Origin of the sequence: Sphingomonas faeni, from assembly GCF_040407505.1 — a bacterium.
Taxonomy (GTDB): Bacteria; Pseudomonadota; Alphaproteobacteria; order Sphingomonadales; family Sphingomonadaceae; genus Sphingomonas; species Sphingomonas faeni_E.
The window spans coordinates 159,851-176,786 of sequence record NZ_JAPZPQ010000003.1 but is presented as its reverse complement, the minus strand read 5'-3'; the positions used below and the strand labels follow the sequence as shown (position 1 = coordinate 176,786).

16 protein-coding genes are annotated in these 16,936 nt (G+C 66.3%); 10 read left to right on the top strand and 6 right to left on the bottom strand.

Annotated elements, in window-relative coordinates; translation table 11 throughout:
• Positions 1-7: 7 nt before the first annotated feature.
• Entirely contained in the window at positions 8-796 is a 789-nt protein-coding gene (locus tag O6X71_RS11590; protein WP_353466015.1) for an SDR family oxidoreductase, read from the bottom strand.
• A gap of 48 nt (positions 797-844) precedes the next feature.
• Here O6X71_RS11590 and O6X71_RS11585 point away from each other — a divergent pair, with 48 nt between their 5' ends.
• Positions 845-1,606, top strand: coding sequence for an ABC transporter ATP-binding protein (locus O6X71_RS11585; RefSeq protein ID WP_353466014.1), 762 nt, complete (start codon positions 845-847; stop codon positions 1,604-1,606).
• A complete protein-coding gene (locus O6X71_RS11580; protein ID WP_353466013.1) occupies positions 1,603-3,147 on the top strand; it encodes an ABC transporter permease/substrate-binding protein in 1,545 nt (514 codons plus the stop codon). The genes O6X71_RS11585 and O6X71_RS11580 overlap by 4 nt, the downstream gene beginning before the upstream one ends.
• On the opposite strand, the gene O6X71_RS11575 is transcribed toward O6X71_RS11580, so the two are convergent.
• From O6X71_RS11575 to O6X71_RS11560, 4 genes are all read right to left on the bottom strand, one after another.
• Entirely contained in the window at positions 3,138-3,896 is a 759-nt protein-coding gene (locus O6X71_RS11575) for a sulfite exporter TauE/SafE family protein (protein ID WP_120299573.1), read from the bottom strand. The genes O6X71_RS11580 and O6X71_RS11575 overlap by 10 nt on opposite strands.
• Positions 3,889-5,094: a 23S rRNA (adenine(2503)-C(2))-methyltransferase RlmN gene (gene rlmN, locus O6X71_RS11570; protein ID WP_353466012.1), complete on the bottom strand. Its 1,206-nt coding sequence runs from the start codon at positions 5,092-5,094 to the stop codon at positions 3,889-3,891. The genes O6X71_RS11575 and rlmN overlap by 8 nt, the downstream gene beginning before the upstream one ends.
• A 228-nt stretch (positions 5,095-5,322) precedes the next feature.
• Positions 5,323-5,796, bottom strand: coding sequence for a hypothetical protein (locus tag O6X71_RS11565; protein ID WP_353466011.1), 474 nt, complete (start codon positions 5,794-5,796; stop codon positions 5,323-5,325).
• The gene (locus O6X71_RS11560) at positions 5,793-6,476 is read right to left on the bottom strand and encodes a histidine phosphatase family protein (RefSeq protein WP_353466010.1); all 684 of its coding nucleotides are present in this window, start codon (positions 6,474-6,476) and stop codon (positions 5,793-5,795) included. Before O6X71_RS11560 ends, O6X71_RS11565 begins: the two co-directional genes overlap by 4 nt.
• Positions 6,477-6,616: 140 nt before the next feature.
• Here O6X71_RS11560 and O6X71_RS11555 point away from each other — a divergent pair, with 140 nt between their 5' ends.
• From O6X71_RS11555 to gyrB, 7 genes are all read left to right on the top strand, one after another.
• Positions 6,617-7,270 carry an outer membrane protein gene (locus O6X71_RS11555; protein ID WP_353466009.1) on the top strand — a complete coding sequence of 218 codons (654 nt, stop codon included), beginning with the start codon at positions 6,617-6,619 and terminating at the stop codon, positions 7,268-7,270.
• Between the two features lie 130 nt (positions 7,271-7,400).
• Positions 7,401-8,519, top strand: coding sequence for a DNA polymerase III subunit beta (gene dnaN, locus O6X71_RS11550; protein WP_353466008.1), 1,119 nt, complete (start codon positions 7,401-7,403; stop codon positions 8,517-8,519).
• Complete coding sequence (locus O6X71_RS11545; protein ID WP_353466007.1) at positions 8,516-9,163, top strand: YbjQ family protein; 648 nt, start codon at positions 8,516-8,518, stop codon at positions 9,161-9,163. The genes dnaN and O6X71_RS11545 overlap by 4 nt, the downstream gene beginning before the upstream one ends.
• Positions 9,164-9,344: 181 nt before the next feature.
• Positions 9,345-10,154, top strand: a complete 810-nt coding sequence (locus tag O6X71_RS11540; protein ID WP_353466006.1) for a Coq4 family protein — start codon at positions 9,345-9,347, stop codon at positions 10,152-10,154.
• Positions 10,155-10,333: 179 nt separating this feature from the next.
• Positions 10,334-11,521 (top strand): DNA replication/repair protein RecF, encoded by a 1,188-nt coding sequence (locus O6X71_RS11535; protein ID WP_353466005.1) that lies wholly within the window; start codon positions 10,334-10,336, stop codon positions 11,519-11,521.
• Between the two features lie 87 nt (positions 11,522-11,608).
• Positions 11,609-12,421, top strand: a complete 813-nt coding sequence (locus O6X71_RS11530) for an OmpA family protein (RefSeq protein WP_353466004.1) — start codon at positions 11,609-11,611, stop codon at positions 12,419-12,421.
• Between the two features lie 542 nt (positions 12,422-12,963).
• Entirely contained in the window at positions 12,964-15,498 is a 2,535-nt protein-coding gene (gyrB, locus tag O6X71_RS11525; protein ID WP_353466003.1) for a DNA topoisomerase (ATP-hydrolyzing) subunit B, read from the top strand.
• 11 nt (positions 15,499-15,509) lie between these two features.
• On the opposite strand, the gene O6X71_RS11520 is transcribed toward gyrB, so the two are convergent.
• Positions 15,510-16,097 (bottom strand): alpha-ketoglutarate-dependent dioxygenase AlkB, encoded by a 588-nt coding sequence (locus O6X71_RS11520; protein ID WP_353466002.1) that lies wholly within the window; start codon positions 16,095-16,097, stop codon positions 15,510-15,512.
• A 103-nt stretch (positions 16,098-16,200) separates the two neighbouring features.
• Between O6X71_RS11520 and O6X71_RS11515 the strand changes: the two genes are divergently transcribed.
• A complete protein-coding gene (locus O6X71_RS11515; RefSeq protein WP_353466001.1) occupies positions 16,201-16,848 on the top strand; it encodes a DsbA family oxidoreductase in 648 nt (215 codons plus the stop codon).
• Positions 16,849-16,936 lie beyond the last annotated feature (88 nt).

The window sequence follows — 16,936 nt, the reverse complement described above, 5'->3', positions numbered from 1 at the left end:
AGAAGCTCTACTTCCGCATATCCCGCTGCATCCGCTTCCGCAGCGCACCAGGCATCCACCGCGCGGCGAACGCCATCCGGTGCGCGGTCTTCCCCACGAACGTGTGGACCTTGTCGCCGTGCACCGCGGCCCAGGCTGCCTCCGCAACCTTGTCCACGCCGGTCAGCTCCAGCCCGGCACCCGTCACCGTCTCGCGGATCGAGTGGTTGGTGTTCCCCGCCGCGGAATCGAGCAGCGGCGTGTCGATGAAGCTCGGTACGATCGAGCGCACCTTGATGCCGTCCGCCGCCCATTCGCCGTCGAGCGCCTCGGTGATCGCGCGCACCCCGAACTTGGTCGCGGAATAGGGCGCGAGCCCCGCCGAGCCATAGATCGCCGACGCCGACGCGGTGTTGAGCAGGCACGATCCCGGCGTCCGCTTCAGATACGCATGGCCGATCCGCGCCCCGTTCAGCGCGCCAACCAGGTTGATCGCGATCACCCGGTCGATCTCGGCGAAATCGGTCTCCGCGAGCGGTCCGCCCGATCCGATCCCGGCATTGTTGAACAGCACGTCGAGCCGCCCGCCGGTAGTCGCGACGAACGCATCGAGCGACGCCACCCACGCATCGCGGTCGCGCACGTCCATCTGATAGGTGCTGACCATCCCCGCGGGCAGCAGCGCGGCGGTCTCGGCAAGCCCTGCGACGTTGACGTCGGCGAGCCCGACCCGCCAGCCCTTCCGCGCGAACAATATCGCGGTGGCGCGGCCGATCCCCGATCCGCCGCCGGTGATGAAAATGCCCTGCTGGCTCATACCCTCTCCATTTGATTTTCCGGTATGTTTCCCGCATCCTGCGCGCAGATGCCAGACAATTCCCCAGCGCTCGCTTTCGAACGCGTCACCAAACGATACGGTTCGACGATCGCCGTCGACGGCGTTTCGCTGGAGATCGCACGCGGCAGTTTCGTCGCGCTCGTCGGCACGTCCGGTTCGGGCAAGTCGACGCTGCTGAAGACGCTCAACCGACTGGTCGAGCCGAGCGATGGCCGCGTGACGATCGACGGTGCCGACGTCGCCGCCGAGCCCGCGCCCGAACTGCGCCGCCGGATCGGCTACGTCTTCCAGAATATCGGCTTGTTCCCGCACATGACGATCGCCGAAAACATCGCGATCGGCCTGCGCATCGCCGGCCGCACGGACGAGGCGAAGGTCGGCGAACTGCTAGACCTCGTCGATCTGCCCCGCGATATTGCCGGCCGTATGCCCGACGCACTCTCGGGCGGCCAGCGCCAGCGTGTCGGCATCGCCCGCGCGCTCGCACCCGGCGCTAAACTGCTGCTGCTCGACGAGGCGTTCGGCGCGCTCGACCCGGTCACGCGCGATGCGCTCGGCACGCGGATCCGCGAACTCCACGACCGGCTCGGGCTGACCACGATCCTCGTCACGCACGACATGGCCGAGGCGCTGCTGCTCGCCGACCGCGTCTTGGTGATGAAGGCCGGGCGGATTGTCGCCGACGCCACGCCCGCCGACCTCGTCGCCGGCAAGGGCGGCGACGACGCGCAGGCACTGGTCCAGGTGCCGCGCGCGCAGGCCGAACGCTTGCAGGCGCTAGTCGCATGAGCGCGTTCCTCGACGCGCTCGGCCGCGTGCCGCCGCTGCTCGCCAACCATGTCCTGCTGTCCGCGGCGGCGCTGCTGCTCGGCATCGCGATCAGCCTGCCGCTCGGCATCTGGTCCGCGCGCAACGCGACCGTGGCGCGCGTCTCGCTCGGCTTTGCGAGCCTCGTCCAGACGATCCCGAGCCTCGCGCTGCTCGCCTTATTTTATCCGCTGCTGCTCAGCCTCTCCGCGCTGGTCGGGGGCGGCATCCCCGCATTGGGCTTCCTCCCGTCGCTGATCGCGCTGACTCTGTACGCGCTGCTGCCGATCCTGCGGAATGCGGTGGCAGGGCTGCACGGCATCGATCCCGCGGTGATCCAGGCGGCGGACGCGGTCGGCATGACGCCTGCGCAGAAACTGCGGCTGGTCGAGGCACCTCTGGTCGCGCCCGTGCTGATCGCCGGCATCCGCACCGCGGCGGTCTGGACGATCGGTGCCGCGACGCTGTCGACGACGGTCGGCCAGCCGAGCCTCGGCGACATGATTTTCGCGGGGTTGCAGACGCAGAACTGGGCGCTGGTGCTCGCCGGTTGCGTGTCGGCGGCCGCGCTCGCGCTGGCGGTCGACGCGCTGATCGGGGCGATCGAATACGGCATCCGCGCGCGCCGCCGCTGGCTCTGGATCGCAAGCGCGGTGGTGCTGGTGTTGGGCATCGCGGCGGCGACCGCCCCGCTCTGGCCCAAAAGTGGCGCAGACCGCACGGTCGTCGTGGGCGCAAAGAACTTCGCCGAGCAATACATCCTCGCGCGGCTGATCGGCGACCGGCTCGAACAGGCCGGCTACACCGTCGAATATCGCGATGGCCTCGGCTCGGCGGTCGTCTTCGGGGCGCTCTCCGGCGGGGATATCGACGTCTATGTCGATTATGCCGGGACGATCTGGGCGAACGAGATGAAGCGCAACGACGTCCCCGAACGTCCGGCGATGGTCGCCGCGATCAGCGACTGGGCGAGTCGCGAGCATCATGTCGGCCTGGTCGGGTCGCTCGGGTTCGAGAACGCCTATGCCTTCGCGATGAAGGGCGACGAGGCGAAGTCCAAAGGCATCGCCAGCCTCGACGATCTGGTGAAGGCCGCGCCGGGCATGACGCTCGGCAGCGATCTCGAATTCCTCGAACGCCCCGAATGGGCCGCGGTGAAGCGCGCCTATCCGCTCCGCTTCGCCAAGACGACGCCGTACAGCCCGACCTTCATGTACCGCGCGCTGGAGAGCGGCAATGTCGACGTCATCTCCGCCTTCTCGTCCGATGGCCGGATCACCGCGGACGGGCTTACCGTGCTGACCGACCCGCGGCGTGCGATCCCCGGCTACGACGCAATCCTGATGGTCGCGCCGAAGCGGGCAGGGGACGCCAAGTTCCTCGCCGCGCTGAAGCCTATGGTCGGCCGCATACCGGTCGAGGCGATGCGCGCCGCGAACTACCGGGTCGACCGCGATACCGACAAGGAAACGCCCGAGGCCGCGGCGAAATGGCTCGCTGCGAAGACCGGGCTTCAGGAATAGGCGCGGTAGAAGAACACGATCGTCGTCGCGATCGTCACCAGCAGCGTCCACACGCGGATCACCTGGGGCGACAGCAACAACCCGAGTTTCGCGCCGAAATGCCCGCCGACGATCCCGCCGATCAGCATCGGTACGCATAGCGCCCACACCACCATCCCGGTCGCGATGAAGATGATCGTCGCGGCGAGGTTGGCGACCGCCAGCATCAGCGTCCGCGGCGGCGCGAGCGTGGCGGGTGTCGCGCCCGATAACAGCCCCCACGCGGCGGTCAGCATCAATCCGACGCCGCCGCCGAAATACCCGCCATAAATTCCCAGCAACGCCTGCACCGCGACTAGCGACTTCGGCCCGATCTCGACCCGCGACCGGAGCCACAGCGATGCGCGCGTGCCGAACGCGATCGCGAGTGTCGCGAACAGCAGCAGCCACGGCACGATCAGGTCGAACGCACGCGCCGACGTTGCGACCAGCAACAGGCTGCCGACCAGGCCGCCGACGAACGTAATTCCCGCCATCGTCTTCATGCTGACGCCGGAGATCGGCTGCAGCCCATGCCGGTACGCCCACGCACTCGCCATCGCGCCCGGCTGGAGCGAGACGTTGCTCGTGGCATTGGCGAAGGTCGAGGGCACGCCGAGTCCGATCAGCGTCGGCATCGTCGCAAAGCTGCCGCCGCCCGCCAGCGCGTTCATCGCCCCGCCGAGAACGCCAGCCCCTGCCGCCAACGCGACCGCAGTCCACTCAAGCAAAAGCGTCGGACTCGGCGGCGGCCTCGCGATCGATCTGCGCGCGGCTCTTCTTCTCCGACGCGGTCTTCAGCTGCCCACATGCCGCATCGATGTCGCGCCCGCGCGGCGTCCGCACCGGCGCCGAAATCCCCGCGCCGAACACGATGCTGGAGAACGACCTGATCCGCTCCGGCGTCGAGCATTCGTAGGTCGCACCCGGCCAAGGATTGAACGGAATGAGGTTCACCTTCGCCGGCAGTTCGTACTTCCGCAGCAACCGCACCAGCTCGCGCGCGTCGTCGTCGGAGTCGTTCTTGTCCTTCAGCATCACATATTCGAACGTGATCCGGCGCGCGTTGTTCGTGCCCGGATAATCCGCGCACGCCTGCAACAATTCCTCGATGCCGTACTTCCGGTTGAGCGGCACGATCTCGTCGCGCACTTCCTTGGTCACCGCATGCAGCGACACCGCGAGGTTCACGCCGATCTCGGCCCCCGCGCGCGCCATCATCGGCACCACGCCCGACGTCGACAACGTGATCCGGCGGCGGCTCAGCGCAAGGCCCGCACCGTCCATCACCAGCTTCAGCGCGTCGCGGACATTCTCGAAATTGTAGAGCGGCTCGCCCATCCCCATCATCACGATGTTGGTGAGCATCCGCCCCTCGGGCTGGCTCGGCCATTCGCCGAGCGAATCACGCGCGAGCATCACCTGGCCGACGATCTCGGCGGGCGTCAAATTGCGCACCAGTCGCATCGTCCCTGTGTGGCAGAAGGTGCAGTTCAGCGTGCAGCCGACCTGGCTCGACACGCACAGCGTGCCGCGATCCGCGTCGGGGATGAACACCATCTCGTAATCCTGCGCATCGTCCGATCGCAGCAACCACTTCCGCGTCCCGTCGGTCGACACCTGCGCCTCGACCACGTTGGGCCGGCTGATCACGAAGCGCTGCTCCAGCCACGGGTGCATCGTCTTCGAGATGTCGGTCATCGCCGAGAACTCGGTCGCGCCCCGATTATAGATCCAGTGCCACAGCTGTTTCGCGCGCAGCTTGGCCTGCTTCTCCTCTAGCTGCGACGTCTCCAGCGCCATCCGCAGATCGGCGAGCGACAGCCCGAGCAGGTCGATCCGCCCATCACTGCGCGGCACGAAGCTGCGGGGAACGGGCACGGGATCGATGTGCCCGGGAATAGGCATGAGGTTCGCGGCGGTCTGCATGCGCGAGCCCGTAGCGGAATTTTCGTGATTTTTCTACTGGCTGCGGGAAGGGGGTGGAGTAAGCGCAATCAGGCAGGACGTAGCTTAAAACAACCACCACCCCGGCGGAGGCCGGGGCCCAGTTGGAAAGGTCGTTGTAACGGAAACTGAGTGTCGTCACACTCGTCCCCCAATTGGGCCCCGGCCTTCGCCGGGGCGGTGCCAGCGGGCGGGGGCTCGCCCGAAGTTTCACCCTCCGCTACACGCCAACACGGCCGCATCGATCGCAGTCGCCCCCCCCGAAAGCGCATACACATCGACAAACGGCCGCCCCCCAACGCCGACCGCCTCGACACTCATGCTCCGCCCAGACCGCATCGCCGCCACGATCGCTCGATCGCTCGGCGCATCGCTCGCCCACGCATCCAGCCCATTCGCCACCAGCGCGAATCGACGCTCGCCGATGGTCAGCGTCACCCCCGCCGATCGATCCCGCTCGCGACTGAGCCGCACATACAAGGACGCGCGCAAACCCCGCTTTGGCCACGTCGCGACGCCGGCAAACCCGGACGAACGCCCCCCCGCCATCACCGGCCGCGCAATCGCGTAACACCGCGCCGGGCTGGCATCGCGAAACGCACCCCAACCCTTGTAGATGCCGATCGTCTCACGCGCCGCCGCCGGAGCAGCGATCGCCAACGCCAGCAGGACTGCGAATTTCACGCCGGAGCGAACCCCGTACCCAGATGTGGCACCGTCGCGCGACCATGCTCGACCAGCGTAACCGACCCCTGCGGCAACCCCTTCGCAACCGGCGCGCCGAGCATAGGATCGATCGCCGCACCGGTCATCACGCCCAGCATCACCCGACTCGAAATCCCGTGCATGATCACCAGCCGATCTCCCGGATCCTCCGCCGTATCCGCCAGCCACCCGCCGACTCGTGCCGCGATCTCCGCATAGGTCTCGCCGTCCGGCGAAGGCTTCAGCGTCCCCCCCGGCAGCATCACCGGCCCGACCTCGTCGACGACGTCCGCATAATAGCGCCCGCCCCACGATCCCATGTCGATCTCCACCAACCGGGCATCGGTACGCGCGTCATGCCAATCCAGCTCCAGATGTTCGCAGATCACTGCGAGCGTCTGCAAGGCCCGCCCGGTCGGCGAAGCCCACAACGTCAGCGCCGGCTTCACCCCCAGCAGTTCCCTTAACGCCCGCCCAAGTTCGTCTGCCTGCGCGAACCCAACGCGCGTCAACGGCGTATGCGCCGCATCCCCCTGCAATCGATGCGCCGCGTTGAACACGGTTTCGCCGTGCCGCGCGACGAAATCGCGACCTTTCCGTAGGGCCGGAATGTCGGTTGATCGGGCGTCCACTTCACCCTGCCGTTGGCTTGGAATCATGGCCCGCGTTTCAACCCCCTGTGGCGCAAAAGCAACGGATTTCCGCGTTTATCTGGGGTTCATGCAACGCCCGCGCGGTTGGTCCATTGGAGCGGTCCGCCCCGCGTAATGGGGTGCCAGTTTAGTAAGGAGTAACCTCAATGCGTACGCTCATCGCCGTCTCGCTGCTCGCCACCACCGCAGTCGCAGCACCCGCCCTCGCGCAGACCAACCCGACCTTCACCGGCCCCCGCGTCGAGGCCACGCTCGGCTACGACCACACCGGCGCCGGCAGCAGCGTGTCCAACAACAACGGGCGCGACGACCAGAAGATCGACGGCCTGCTGTACGGCGGCGGCATCGGCTACGATATCGCGACGTCGGACAACATCGTGCTTGGCGCCGAAGCCGAACTGACCGGTTCGACCGCGAAGAGCGACCGCAACGACTACACCAGCGACTTTGGCTATGGCCGCGTCAAGCAGGGCCGCGACATCTATGTCGGCGCGCGCGCGGGCTATGTCGTCACGCCGACGACGATGCTGTACGTCAAGGGCGGCTACACCAACTCGAAGCTCGAAGTGCTTGCCGGGAGCACCAGCCAGACCACCGACAATAATTTCAAGCTCGACGGCTGGCGCGTCGGTGCGGGCGCCGAGCATGCGATGGGCCCGAACAGCTATGCCAAGCTCGAATACCGCTATTCGAACTATGAACGCGGCAACATCGACTATGCGACCGGCGGCACCAGCAGCCGCTTCGACGTCGACACGGATCGCCATCAGGTCGTGGCGAGCTACGGCTTCCGCTTCTGATCCGGTTAACCCTGAATTTACCTGCATGATCGAAGGGTCGGGGTGCTTGCCCCGGCCCTTTGTTGTTGGGTAGGTAGGTTTGGAGTTGCCCCCGGTATCGAGTCAGACCGCGGCGGCATGGGGGATTTTCATGAAGGCGACGATCGAACGCGCAACGCTCCTCAAGGGGCTGAGCCATGTCCAGTCCGTGGTGGAGCGGCGCAACACCATCCCCATCCTGTCGAACGTGCTGATCGAGGCGACCGCCGAGGGCACGCTGAAGCTGATGGCGACCGACCTTGATCTCCAGATCAACGAATCGATCGCGGCGGCGGTCGACCAGCCCGGCGCGACCACAGTGTCCGCGCACACGCTGTTCGACATCGCGCGGAAACTGCCCGAAGGTTCGCAGGTCCAGTTCGCCGCGTCGGAAGGCCGGATGAGCATCGTCGCAGGCCGCGCGCGCTTCTCGCTCGGCACGCTGCCGCGCGACGATTTCCCGGTGATCGCCGAGGGCGAACTGCCGACCCAGTTCGAACTGCCCGCCGAGACGCTCAAGCAGATCATCGACAAGACGCGCTTCGCGATTTCGACCGAAGAGACCCGCTATTACCTCAACGGGATCTTCCTGCACGTCGCCGACGGCGACAGCTCGAACCCGGTGCTGAAGGCCGCCGCGACCGACGGCCACCGTCTCGCCCGCGTCACGCTGCCGCGCCCCGAGGGTGCCGAATCGATGCCCGACGTGATCGTGCCGCGCAAATGCATCGGTGAACTGCGCAAACTGCTCGACGAGGTCGACGGCTCGGTCGGCGTCTCGCTGTCGCCGACCAAGATCCGCTTCGACCTCGGCCAGGCGATCCTGACCTCGAAGCTGATCGACGGCACGTTCCCGGATTACAGCCGCGTGATCCCGACCGGCAACGACAAGATCCTCAAGATCGATCCGAAGAGCTTCATGGAAGGCGTCGACCGCGTTTCCACGATCGCGACGGAGAAAACGCGTGCGGTGAAGATGGCGCTCGACCGCGACAAGATCACCTTGTCGGTGACCTCGCCCGAAAACGGCACTGCAGCGGAGGAAGTCCCCGGCGATTACGTCGCGCTGCCGTTCGAGATCGGCTTCAACAGCCGCTATCTGATGGACATCCTCGCGCAGATCGACGGCGACATGGTCGAGGTGCATCTGGCGGACGCCGCCGCCCCGACGCTGATCCGCGAGAACGACAAGTCGCCCGCGCTGTACGTGCTGATGCCGATGCGGGTGTGAGCGATACCTGCTCAAATTGCGGAGCCGTGCTCAAGGTTGGAATGATTTCGTCAAATCAACCTTTGTCTCCGGGCCGGCTTCGCGTGATTAACTTGGCCAGTTCCGAGCATCGCGATGCCGCATGCAACAAGTGCGGGGATCCATTGTACCGAGATGCGACGGAAGCGCTGGAATTGGAGTCACGCGAACTCCGCGCCAAGCTAGCAGCGGTTTTGTCGCATGTTCCTATCGTCTCATTGCAGCAGCCGATGGGTTGGACCTATGAGCCGCTTGGAATAATTACCGCGCAAACAGTGACCGGGACGGGCATTTTCTCGGACGTTGCGTCTGCCTTTACCGATCTGTTTGGCACTCAATCTGGTGCATATAACGCAAAATTGCGTGACGGCGAAAACCTATGCAAAGCGTCACTGCGGGCCCAAGCTATCGAGCAAGGCGGCAATGCAGTTCTGGGCGTAGATGTCGATTACGCTGAAGTAGGCGGGCAGCGTGCCATGTTGATGGTGTGCATGACAGGCACTGCGGTGTCCCTGACGGAAGTCGTCCCAGACGATCCCGCGTTTTTCGATGCAACGCGAGACGGTGCTTCACTCGCTAAGCGGGCGAGAGATATTCAAGATGCACTGCAAACCGCTAAGGTCTGATCGACGTATTCAAGGAAAGCTTTCTTCAGCGGATTCGTCATATCGGATTTGACAAAGAGCGGATCGAACGAGGTGACCTGCTGGCGGAGAGGTTAGTTCGTTCAAGCCGAGATCATCCGTCCTGATTGACTCCACGCTCAGCGCTCAATACTAACAGTAATGTCAGTAAGGAGTCGACTCGATGGCGAAGCTTCCTCCGTTTCCCGGTACGACCGGTCGTCGCGATTGGCGTACGGCGTTCGATGCGATCAAGAAATTGCTCGCGAACGGCGACGACACCACGCAGGTGTTCCGGATCATGCGCGCGTTGAACGTCGGCAATGCGCCGATGAACTACGCGCGGTTGATCGCCACCGAGCAGGGCGGGCGGATCGCCTATGACCGCGTCGAACTGGCGCAGCGTTTCTCTGACCCCGCGTTCGTCGCGAGCTTCGCGCCCGGCACTGTCGGGGCGGCGTATCGCACTTTTCTCGAGACGACGGGCTATTCTGCGGACGGTCTGGTCGAGGTTTCGCGGCTTACGCCGAGCGAGGACGACATGGCGCATCCCTATGCGTGGTTCGGCCGGCGGGTGCGCGACACGCACGACATCTGGCACGTGCTGACCGGCTACAAGGCGGACGAAAGCATGGGCGAGGCGGCGCTTGTAGCGTTCAGCTACGCGCAGGTCGGCGGGCTCGGCTGGGCGCTGATCGGTTCGGCTGCGGCACTCAAAAGCATGCGCGTCACCGGCAGCAAGCTGTTCGCCAAGGCGGTCTGGGAAGGCTATCGCAACGGCCGCAAAGCGAAGTGGGTGTCGGGCGAGGATTATCTCGAACTGCTCCACGAACCACTGGAGGCCGCGCGCGAACGGCTCGGGATCGTCACGCCGGTCGCGTATCTGCGGGCGCAGCGCGAGCTCGGGCCGGCGCTAGCGTCGTATCTCAGCACGCAGAAGGCGGCGACCGCGACGGCCGCACCCGCGATGGCGCCGGAGCGGATCGCCGCCTGACGCGAGGCTCGATAGTGGACCGGGCGTATTGCTGGCGCAGATTGGTCAGATCGGTCCCTTACTCCGTTCGTGCTGAGCGAAGTCGAAGCACCGGTGCTTGAACCGCGCCTTCGACTTCGCCCGCGGCGAACGGAAAAGGGCGATGCAATTGGCTCTGAAAGTCCTCTAAGGCCAAGGCAATGCTGTCGCGCCTCGTCCTTACCGATTTTCGCAATCACGCCGACCTGACGCTGGCGCCGGGACCAGGGTTCGTCGTGCTGACCGGAGAGAACGGCGCGGGCAAGACGAATATCCTGGAGGCGGTGTCGCTGCTCGCCCCCGGCCGCGGGCTGCGCCGCGCCGCGCTCGGCGAGATGGCACGACAAGGCGGGGCAGGCGGATTCGGCGTAGCGGCCACATTATTCCCCTCCCGCTTACGGGAGGGGTTAGGGGAGGGCGCGACGTACGTACTGGCGTCCGCTCCCGAGGAAAACGCGCCCCTCCCCCGACCCCTCCCGCAAGCGGAAGGGGAGTTAGAAGCGGAACAGGACGCACCCGCAGTCGGCGAAGTCGACGTCGCAACCGGCACGCTCGCCTCAGCCCCCGAACGCCGCATCGTCCGCATCCAGGGCGCCACCACCACCGCCAACGCACTCGCCGAGTGGCTGACGATCCTGTGGCTCACCCCGGCGATGGACCGCCTCTTCGTTGCCCCCGCCGGCGAACGCCGCGGCTTCCTCGACCGCCTCACGCTCGCACTCGCCCCGAGCCACGCGCACCACGCCGCCCGCTACGACGCCGCGATGCGTGCGCGAAATCGCCTGCTCGCCGACGAAGGCCGTCCCGACGGCGACTGGCTCTCCGCGCTCGAAGCGCAGATGGCCGAGCACGGCGCCGCGGTCGATGCCGCCCGGCGCGAGACGGTCACGCTGCTCGGGACGAGGCTCGCGCATCAGGACGACGGCCCATTCCCCCGCGCCGGCCTGACACTCGAAGGCTGGGCCGGCGACACCACGCGCCTGCAAACCGACCTCGCCCAGGGCCGCGCGCGCGACGCCGCTGCCGGGCGCACGCTCAGCGGCCCGCACCGAGTCGACCTCATCGTCACGCACCTCGACAAGGACCGCGCCGCCTCGCTCGCCTCCACCGGCGAGCAGAAGGCGCTCCTTCTCGGCATCGTCCTCGCGCACGCCGACCTCGTCGCCGAACGCACCGGCCAGCCCCCCGTCCTCCTCCTCGACGAGGTTGCCGCACATCTCGATCCAGCCCGTCGCGCGGCGCTGTTCTCTCGGCTCGCAGGCCGCGGCCAGGTGTGGATGACCGGCACCGAAGACGCGCTGTTCGACGCGATCGGCACGCAGGCAACGCGGATCGCGGTCGGGCGTTAGGCTGAACGCGCGCTGTCGAGCAGGCTCACCGCGCGTTCAAGTGGGCGCGGGCAAAGCTCCGTCCATCGAAGACACGGAGAGACCAAGATGACCCGGAATTTCACGCGCGCAGCCCTTGGCGTCCTGATGGTCGCAGCAACCACCGCCCCCGTTTTCGCGCAGGTCCGTGACGGCGGACGGCCCGAGGGTCGCTACGACATGAGCCGTGCCCCCTGGTTACGCCCCGGCTATCGTCTGGAAGGCGCAGGCGTGCCGGTGCTCTTCCCCGAACTGCGCAATACGCCGCGTGGTCGCGCATTCGTGATGCCGAACTTCGACGCGAACGGCGATGGCCGGATCAGCCCGCGGGAAGCCGACGACGCCAACCGCGAATTCGCGCGCATCGCCGGCCCCCGCCGCGACCGCTTCGACTGGGATGCATACGGGCGTGACCCGGGCGGCTATCGCGGCGACCGCGGCGGCACCACGGTGGTCGAGACCACGACGACGTGGGACCGCGGTGCGATGCGCAACTACGGCTTCCGCCAGACCCCGCGCGGCGCGACGCTGACGTTGCAGGAGGACGTGCTGTTCCGCACCGACAGCGACGTGCTGCGTCCCGGCGCGATCGAGAAGCTCCGTCCGCTCGCCCGCTATTTGCGCGGCAACCCCGGTGTCCGCGTCGCGATCGACGGCTTCACCGACTCGCGCGGGACGGACGCGCATAACCAGGACCTGTCCGAGCGTCGCGCGGCGAGCGTCCGCCAGGCGTTCGACGACATGGACGTGGTGCGCGCGCGGTTCAGCGTCGTCGGCCACGGCGAGAACCAGCCCGTCGCGACCAACGCAACGCCGGCCGGCATGCGCCTCAACCGCCGCGTCGAAGTGACCCTGCTAGGCCAACGCGCCGACCGGTTCTGAACCAAGGACTCCCTCACCCCTCCGGGGAGAGGGAAGGGGCCCGCCGCGCTTGCGGTGGGAAGGGTGAGGGGGAGTGAGGCTCAGGCCCGCACCCCAACTCCCCCTCACCCTTCCGTCGCCTACAGCTCCTCCCTCCCTCTCCCCAAGGGGAGAGGGACACCATCGCCTCCACTAGATTACACCACCCCGGCGAAGGCCGGGGCCCAATTGGGGGACATTGCCGACGAAGTGCAGTTCGTCGTTACTACGACCTTTCCAACTGGACCCCGGCCTTCGCCGGGGCGGTGCTGCCTTGGCCGGGGCGGTGCTACCTTCGCCGGCGCGGTGCTAGGGTGCGCGCGCTGTCCTACATAGCCCACCCCTGTCACCATCCCCGCATGGCGATCCCAACCCCCTCGAAACCAGCCTGCCCGACCCTCGAAGTGCGCACGCGCCGCAAAACGCTCCCAGCGTCTGCACTTCGTGCACTTCCGGCGCGGCACGCCTCACCCCTACAGGCCATTTCGCTTCCGTTTCGGCCCTCGAATGCCTATATACTCGGCATGGCATCCAACCCCGAAACCAACAATCCCAACCTCCCGAACATGGGCGACTATGGCGCGGACTCGATCAAGGTCCTGAAGGGCCTCGACGCGGTCCGCAAACGCCCCGGCATGTACATCGGCGACACCGACGACGGTTCCGGCCTCCACCACATGGTGTTCGAGGTCAGCGACAACGCGATCGACGAGGCGCTGGCCGGGCATTGCGACCGGATCGACATCGTCCTCAACGCCGACGGCTCGGTCTCCGTCACCGACAACGGCCGCGGTATTCCCACGGGCATCCATACCGAGGAAGGCGTGTCCGCAGCCGAGGTCATCATGACCCAGCTCCACGCCGGCGGTAAGTTCGAGAATACGAACGACGAGAACGCGTACAAGGTCTCGGGCGGCCTGCACGGCGTCGGCGTCTCGGTCGTCAACGCGCTCAGCGAATGGCTCGACCTGACGATCTGGCGCAATGGCGAGGAGCATTACATGCGCTTCGCGTTCGGTGACGCGGTCGCGCCATTGAAGGTCGTCGGACCCGCTACGGAGGGTCAAAAAGGTACTCGCGTGACGTTCTTCCCGTCGCCCGCCACCTTCAAGATCACCGATTTTGACTTCGACAAGCTCGAACACCGGTATCGCGAACTCGCCTTCCTCAACTCCGGCGTCCGTCTGTTCCTCTCCGACGCGCGGCACGAGGAGATGAAGACCGTCGAGCTCTATTACGAGGGCGGTATCGCCGCGTTCGTGAAGTATCTCGATCGCGCCAAGGTGCCGTTGATGCCGGAGCCGGTCGCGATCAGCGGCACCCGCGACGACGTCACGATGGACGTCGCGCTCCAGTGGAACGACTCGTACTATGAGAACGTCCTCGCCTTCACGAACAACATTCCGCAGCGCGACGGCGGCACGCACATGGCCGCGTTCCGCGCCGCGCTGACCCGCACGCTCAACAACTACGCCGAGAAATCGGGGCTGTTGAAGAAGGAAAAGGTCCAGCTCACCGGCGAGGACATGCGCGAAGGCCTGACCGCGATCGTCTCGGTCAAGCTGCCCGATCCCAAGTTCAGCAGCCAGACCAAGGACAAGCTCGTCTCGTCCGAAGTCCGCCAGCCGCTGGAAAGCCTAATGGCCGACAAGATGGCCGAGTGGCTCGAAGAGAATCCCGCGCACGGCAAGGCGATCGTCGCCAAGATCATCGACGCCGCCGCCGCCCGCGAAGCCGCCAAGCGCGCCCGCGAACTGACGCGTCGCAAGGGCGTGATGGACATCGCCTCGCTGCCCGGCAAGCTCGCCGACTGCCAGGAGCGCGATCCCGCCAAGTCCGAACTGTTCCTGGTCGAGGGTGACTCGGCAGGCGGCTCGGCAAAGCAGGGCCGCGATCGCCATTTCCAGGCGATCCTGCCGTTGCGCGGCAAGATCCTGAACACCGAGCGCGCGCGCGAGGACCGCATGCTGTCGAGCCGCGAGATCGGCACGCTCATCACCGCGATGGGCACCGGCATCCGCGACGACTTCAACGCGGACAAGCTGCGCTACCACAAGATCGTCATCATGACCGACGCAGACGTCGACGGCGCGCACATCCGCACGCTGCTGCTGACGCTGTTCTACCGTCACATGCCCAAGATCATCGAGGGCGGCTATCTCTACATCGCCCAGCCACCGCTCTACAAAGCGACCAAGGGCCGGTCGGAAGTGTACCTCAAGGACGACGCGGCGCTCGACGAGTATCTGGTCGATGCCGGCGTCAACACGATGGTGCTCGACGGTCCCGGCGGCGGTCGCTCGGGTCGTGACCTCAAGGATCTGGTCGATCACGCGCGCCGGATGCGGACGCTCATGCGCTACGTCCCCAAGCGCTATGATGCCGGGATGATCGAGGCGCTGGCGCTCGGTGGTGTTTTCGATCCGGAGGCGTCGGTCGAGGATCGTACTTCGCGTCTGGAGATCGTCACGCGTCGTCTCGAACTCGATGACGGCGATGCCCGCTGGACTGCGGTGCTGACCGAAGACGGCGGCATCCACTTCCAGCGCGCATGGCGCGGCGTCACCGACCACCACATCATCGAAGCGAGCTTCCTGGTGTCGGCCGAGGCGCGCAAACTGCACGCGCTGTCGGGCGAACAGTCCGAGAGCTACGCGCACACCTCGAATCTCGTCCCCGCGAGCAAGGCGTCACAGGCGGAAGAGCCCGACGCCGAAGAGGGTGCGGAACCCGAAGCCGGTGTGATCGGCTCCGCCACCGCTGTCGTCGCAACCCGCGGCTCGACGCAGGTGTCGCGCCCGAGCCACCTGCTCGACGCGATCCTGACCGCCGGACGGAAGGGTCTCGCGATCCAGCGCTACAAGGGTCTGGGCGAGATGAACGCGGAACAGCTCTGGGAAACCACGCTTGATCCGTCGGTCCGCTCGATGCTCCGCGTCACCGCGGTCAACGCCGAGAGCGCGAACGAGATCTTCACGCAGCTGATGGGCGAAGTCGTCGAACCCCGCCGCGAGTTCATCCAGGACAACGCGCTCAACGTCGCCAACCTAGACGTCTGAAGAGGGAACCGTCAGCGCCGGTTTGGCCGCGCGCTGGCGGTAAAGCTGCGGAAGGTGATCGACCAGCGTGTCACCTCCATCTCGGCGATGCTGTGCTCCCAGTCGTGCCGCGCCTCGCCGCTGAGATGGTACACCGACCGCGGCGGCAGGGGCACGGCGGCACGGTCGAAGCCGCCCGCCTTGCGCCGCCGGAACCGCATCGTCGCCGGCACACCCAGCGAAATGCCGACGACATGCTCGAACACCGGCCGATCGCGATGCCAGCCGATCCCCGCCCCCGGATCGTACCGGATCAGCAACGCCTGGACGAGCGCGTCCTCGGGCAGTTTTGCAAACGCGGCGGCGCGCTGGCGGATCGGCAGCAGCCAGCCGGGCAACGGATCGGTCTCGCCGAACCGGCTCGTGTCGAAGTCGTAATGCCAGCCGAACGACTTGGTCAGCCGCTTGCCGAGCCAACCCTGGAACTGGAACGGCGCCAAGTCCTGTTCGTCGATCCGGGCGATCAACATCGCCTCCTCGTCCCGGCTGAGCAGCGCGTCGCGATACTCGAGCCCAGGCAGGACGGGCGTGCCGAAAAGATCTGCGGTCGGATTTGCCATCGAGCGGATGTAGGGATGTGGGCGGCCATCGCCAGCCGAAAGCCCCGCGGTTGCTCATCCGACCGCCTGCATCTACCGAGGTGCGCGCTTTCCGGAGACTGACATGACCGCCCATCTCAAGATCGATTTCGTGTCGGACATCGCCTGTCCGTGGTGCATCATCGGCCTGCGTGCGCTGGAAGAGGCGGTGGCTCGGGCGGCGGACGCGCTAGACGCCAAGATCGTCTTCCAGCCGTTCGAACTCAATCCGGCGATGCCCGCAGGCGGCCAGAATATCGGCGAGCATATCGCGGAAAAATACGGGTCTACGCCCGAGCAGTCGGCGGCGAACCGCGCGATGATCGTCGATCGCGCGCGAGAACTCGGCTTCACGATGGCGATGATCGAGACGAGCCGGATCTACAACACGTTCGACGCGCACCGCCTGTTGCACTGGGCGCAGATCGAAGGGGGCCAGGCGGCCCTCAAGCACGCGCTCTTCACCGCAAATTTCACTGACAATGTCGATCCAGGCGATCACCGCGTGCTGGTCGATGCCGCGACAAAGGCCGGACTTGATCCCGTTGCCGCAGAAGAGGTGCTGCGATCGGGACGCTACGCGGACGAGGTTCGCGCGGCGGAGGAACTGTGGCGCGCTCGCGGCATCAATGCGGTGCCGGCGATCGTGATCAACGACCGGCATCTCATCTCGGGCGGCCAGCCCGTCGAAGTCTTCGAACAGGCACTACGCCAGATCGCCGCGGCCGGCTGACCCGGGTCGGGCGATCAGGCAGCAGGATTAAGTTGTTTGACGCGTAACTGTCGCGGGCACACTGCACTGCGCCCGATCGACCGGAACA

Excerpts from the sequence above, each read along its gene's own strand:
- O6X71_RS11585 (WP_353466014.1), top strand. The coding sequence starts at position 845 with ATGCCAGACAATTCCCCAGCGCTCGCTTTCGAACGCGTCACCAAACGA.
- O6X71_RS11580 (WP_353466013.1), top strand. The coding sequence starts at position 1,603 with ATGAGCGCGTTCCTCGACGCGCTCGGCCGCGTGCCGCCGCTGCTCGCC.
- rlmN (WP_353466012.1), bottom strand. The coding sequence starts at position 5,094 with ATGCAGACCGCCGCGAACCTCATGCCTATTCCCGGGCACATCGATCCC.
- O6X71_RS11590 (WP_353466015.1), bottom strand. The coding sequence starts at position 796 with ATGAGCCAGCAGGGCATTTTCATCACCGGCGGCGGATCGGGGATCGGC.
- O6X71_RS11520 (WP_353466002.1), bottom strand. The coding sequence starts at position 16,097 with ATGGCAAATCCGACCGCAGATCTTTTCGGCACGCCCGTCCTGCCTGGG.
- O6X71_RS11535 (WP_353466005.1), top strand. The coding sequence starts at position 10,334 with ATGCTGTCGCGCCTCGTCCTTACCGATTTTCGCAATCACGCCGACCTG.
- gyrB (WP_353466003.1), top strand. The coding sequence starts at position 12,964 with ATGGCATCCAACCCCGAAACCAACAATCCCAACCTCCCGAACATGGGC.
- O6X71_RS11515 (WP_353466001.1), top strand. The coding sequence starts at position 16,201 with ATGACCGCCCATCTCAAGATCGATTTCGTGTCGGACATCGCCTGTCCG.
- O6X71_RS11555 (WP_353466009.1), top strand. The coding sequence starts at position 6,617 with ATGCGTACGCTCATCGCCGTCTCGCTGCTCGCCACCACCGCAGTCGCA.
- O6X71_RS11560 (WP_353466010.1), bottom strand. The coding sequence starts at position 6,476 with ATGATTCCAAGCCAACGGCAGGGTGAAGTGGACGCCCGATCAACCGAC.
- O6X71_RS11540 (WP_353466006.1), top strand. The coding sequence starts at position 9,345 with ATGGCGAAGCTTCCTCCGTTTCCCGGTACGACCGGTCGTCGCGATTGG.
- O6X71_RS11530 (WP_353466004.1), top strand. The coding sequence starts at position 11,609 with ATGACCCGGAATTTCACGCGCGCAGCCCTTGGCGTCCTGATGGTCGCA.
- dnaN (WP_353466008.1), top strand. The coding sequence starts at position 7,401 with ATGAAGGCGACGATCGAACGCGCAACGCTCCTCAAGGGGCTGAGCCAT.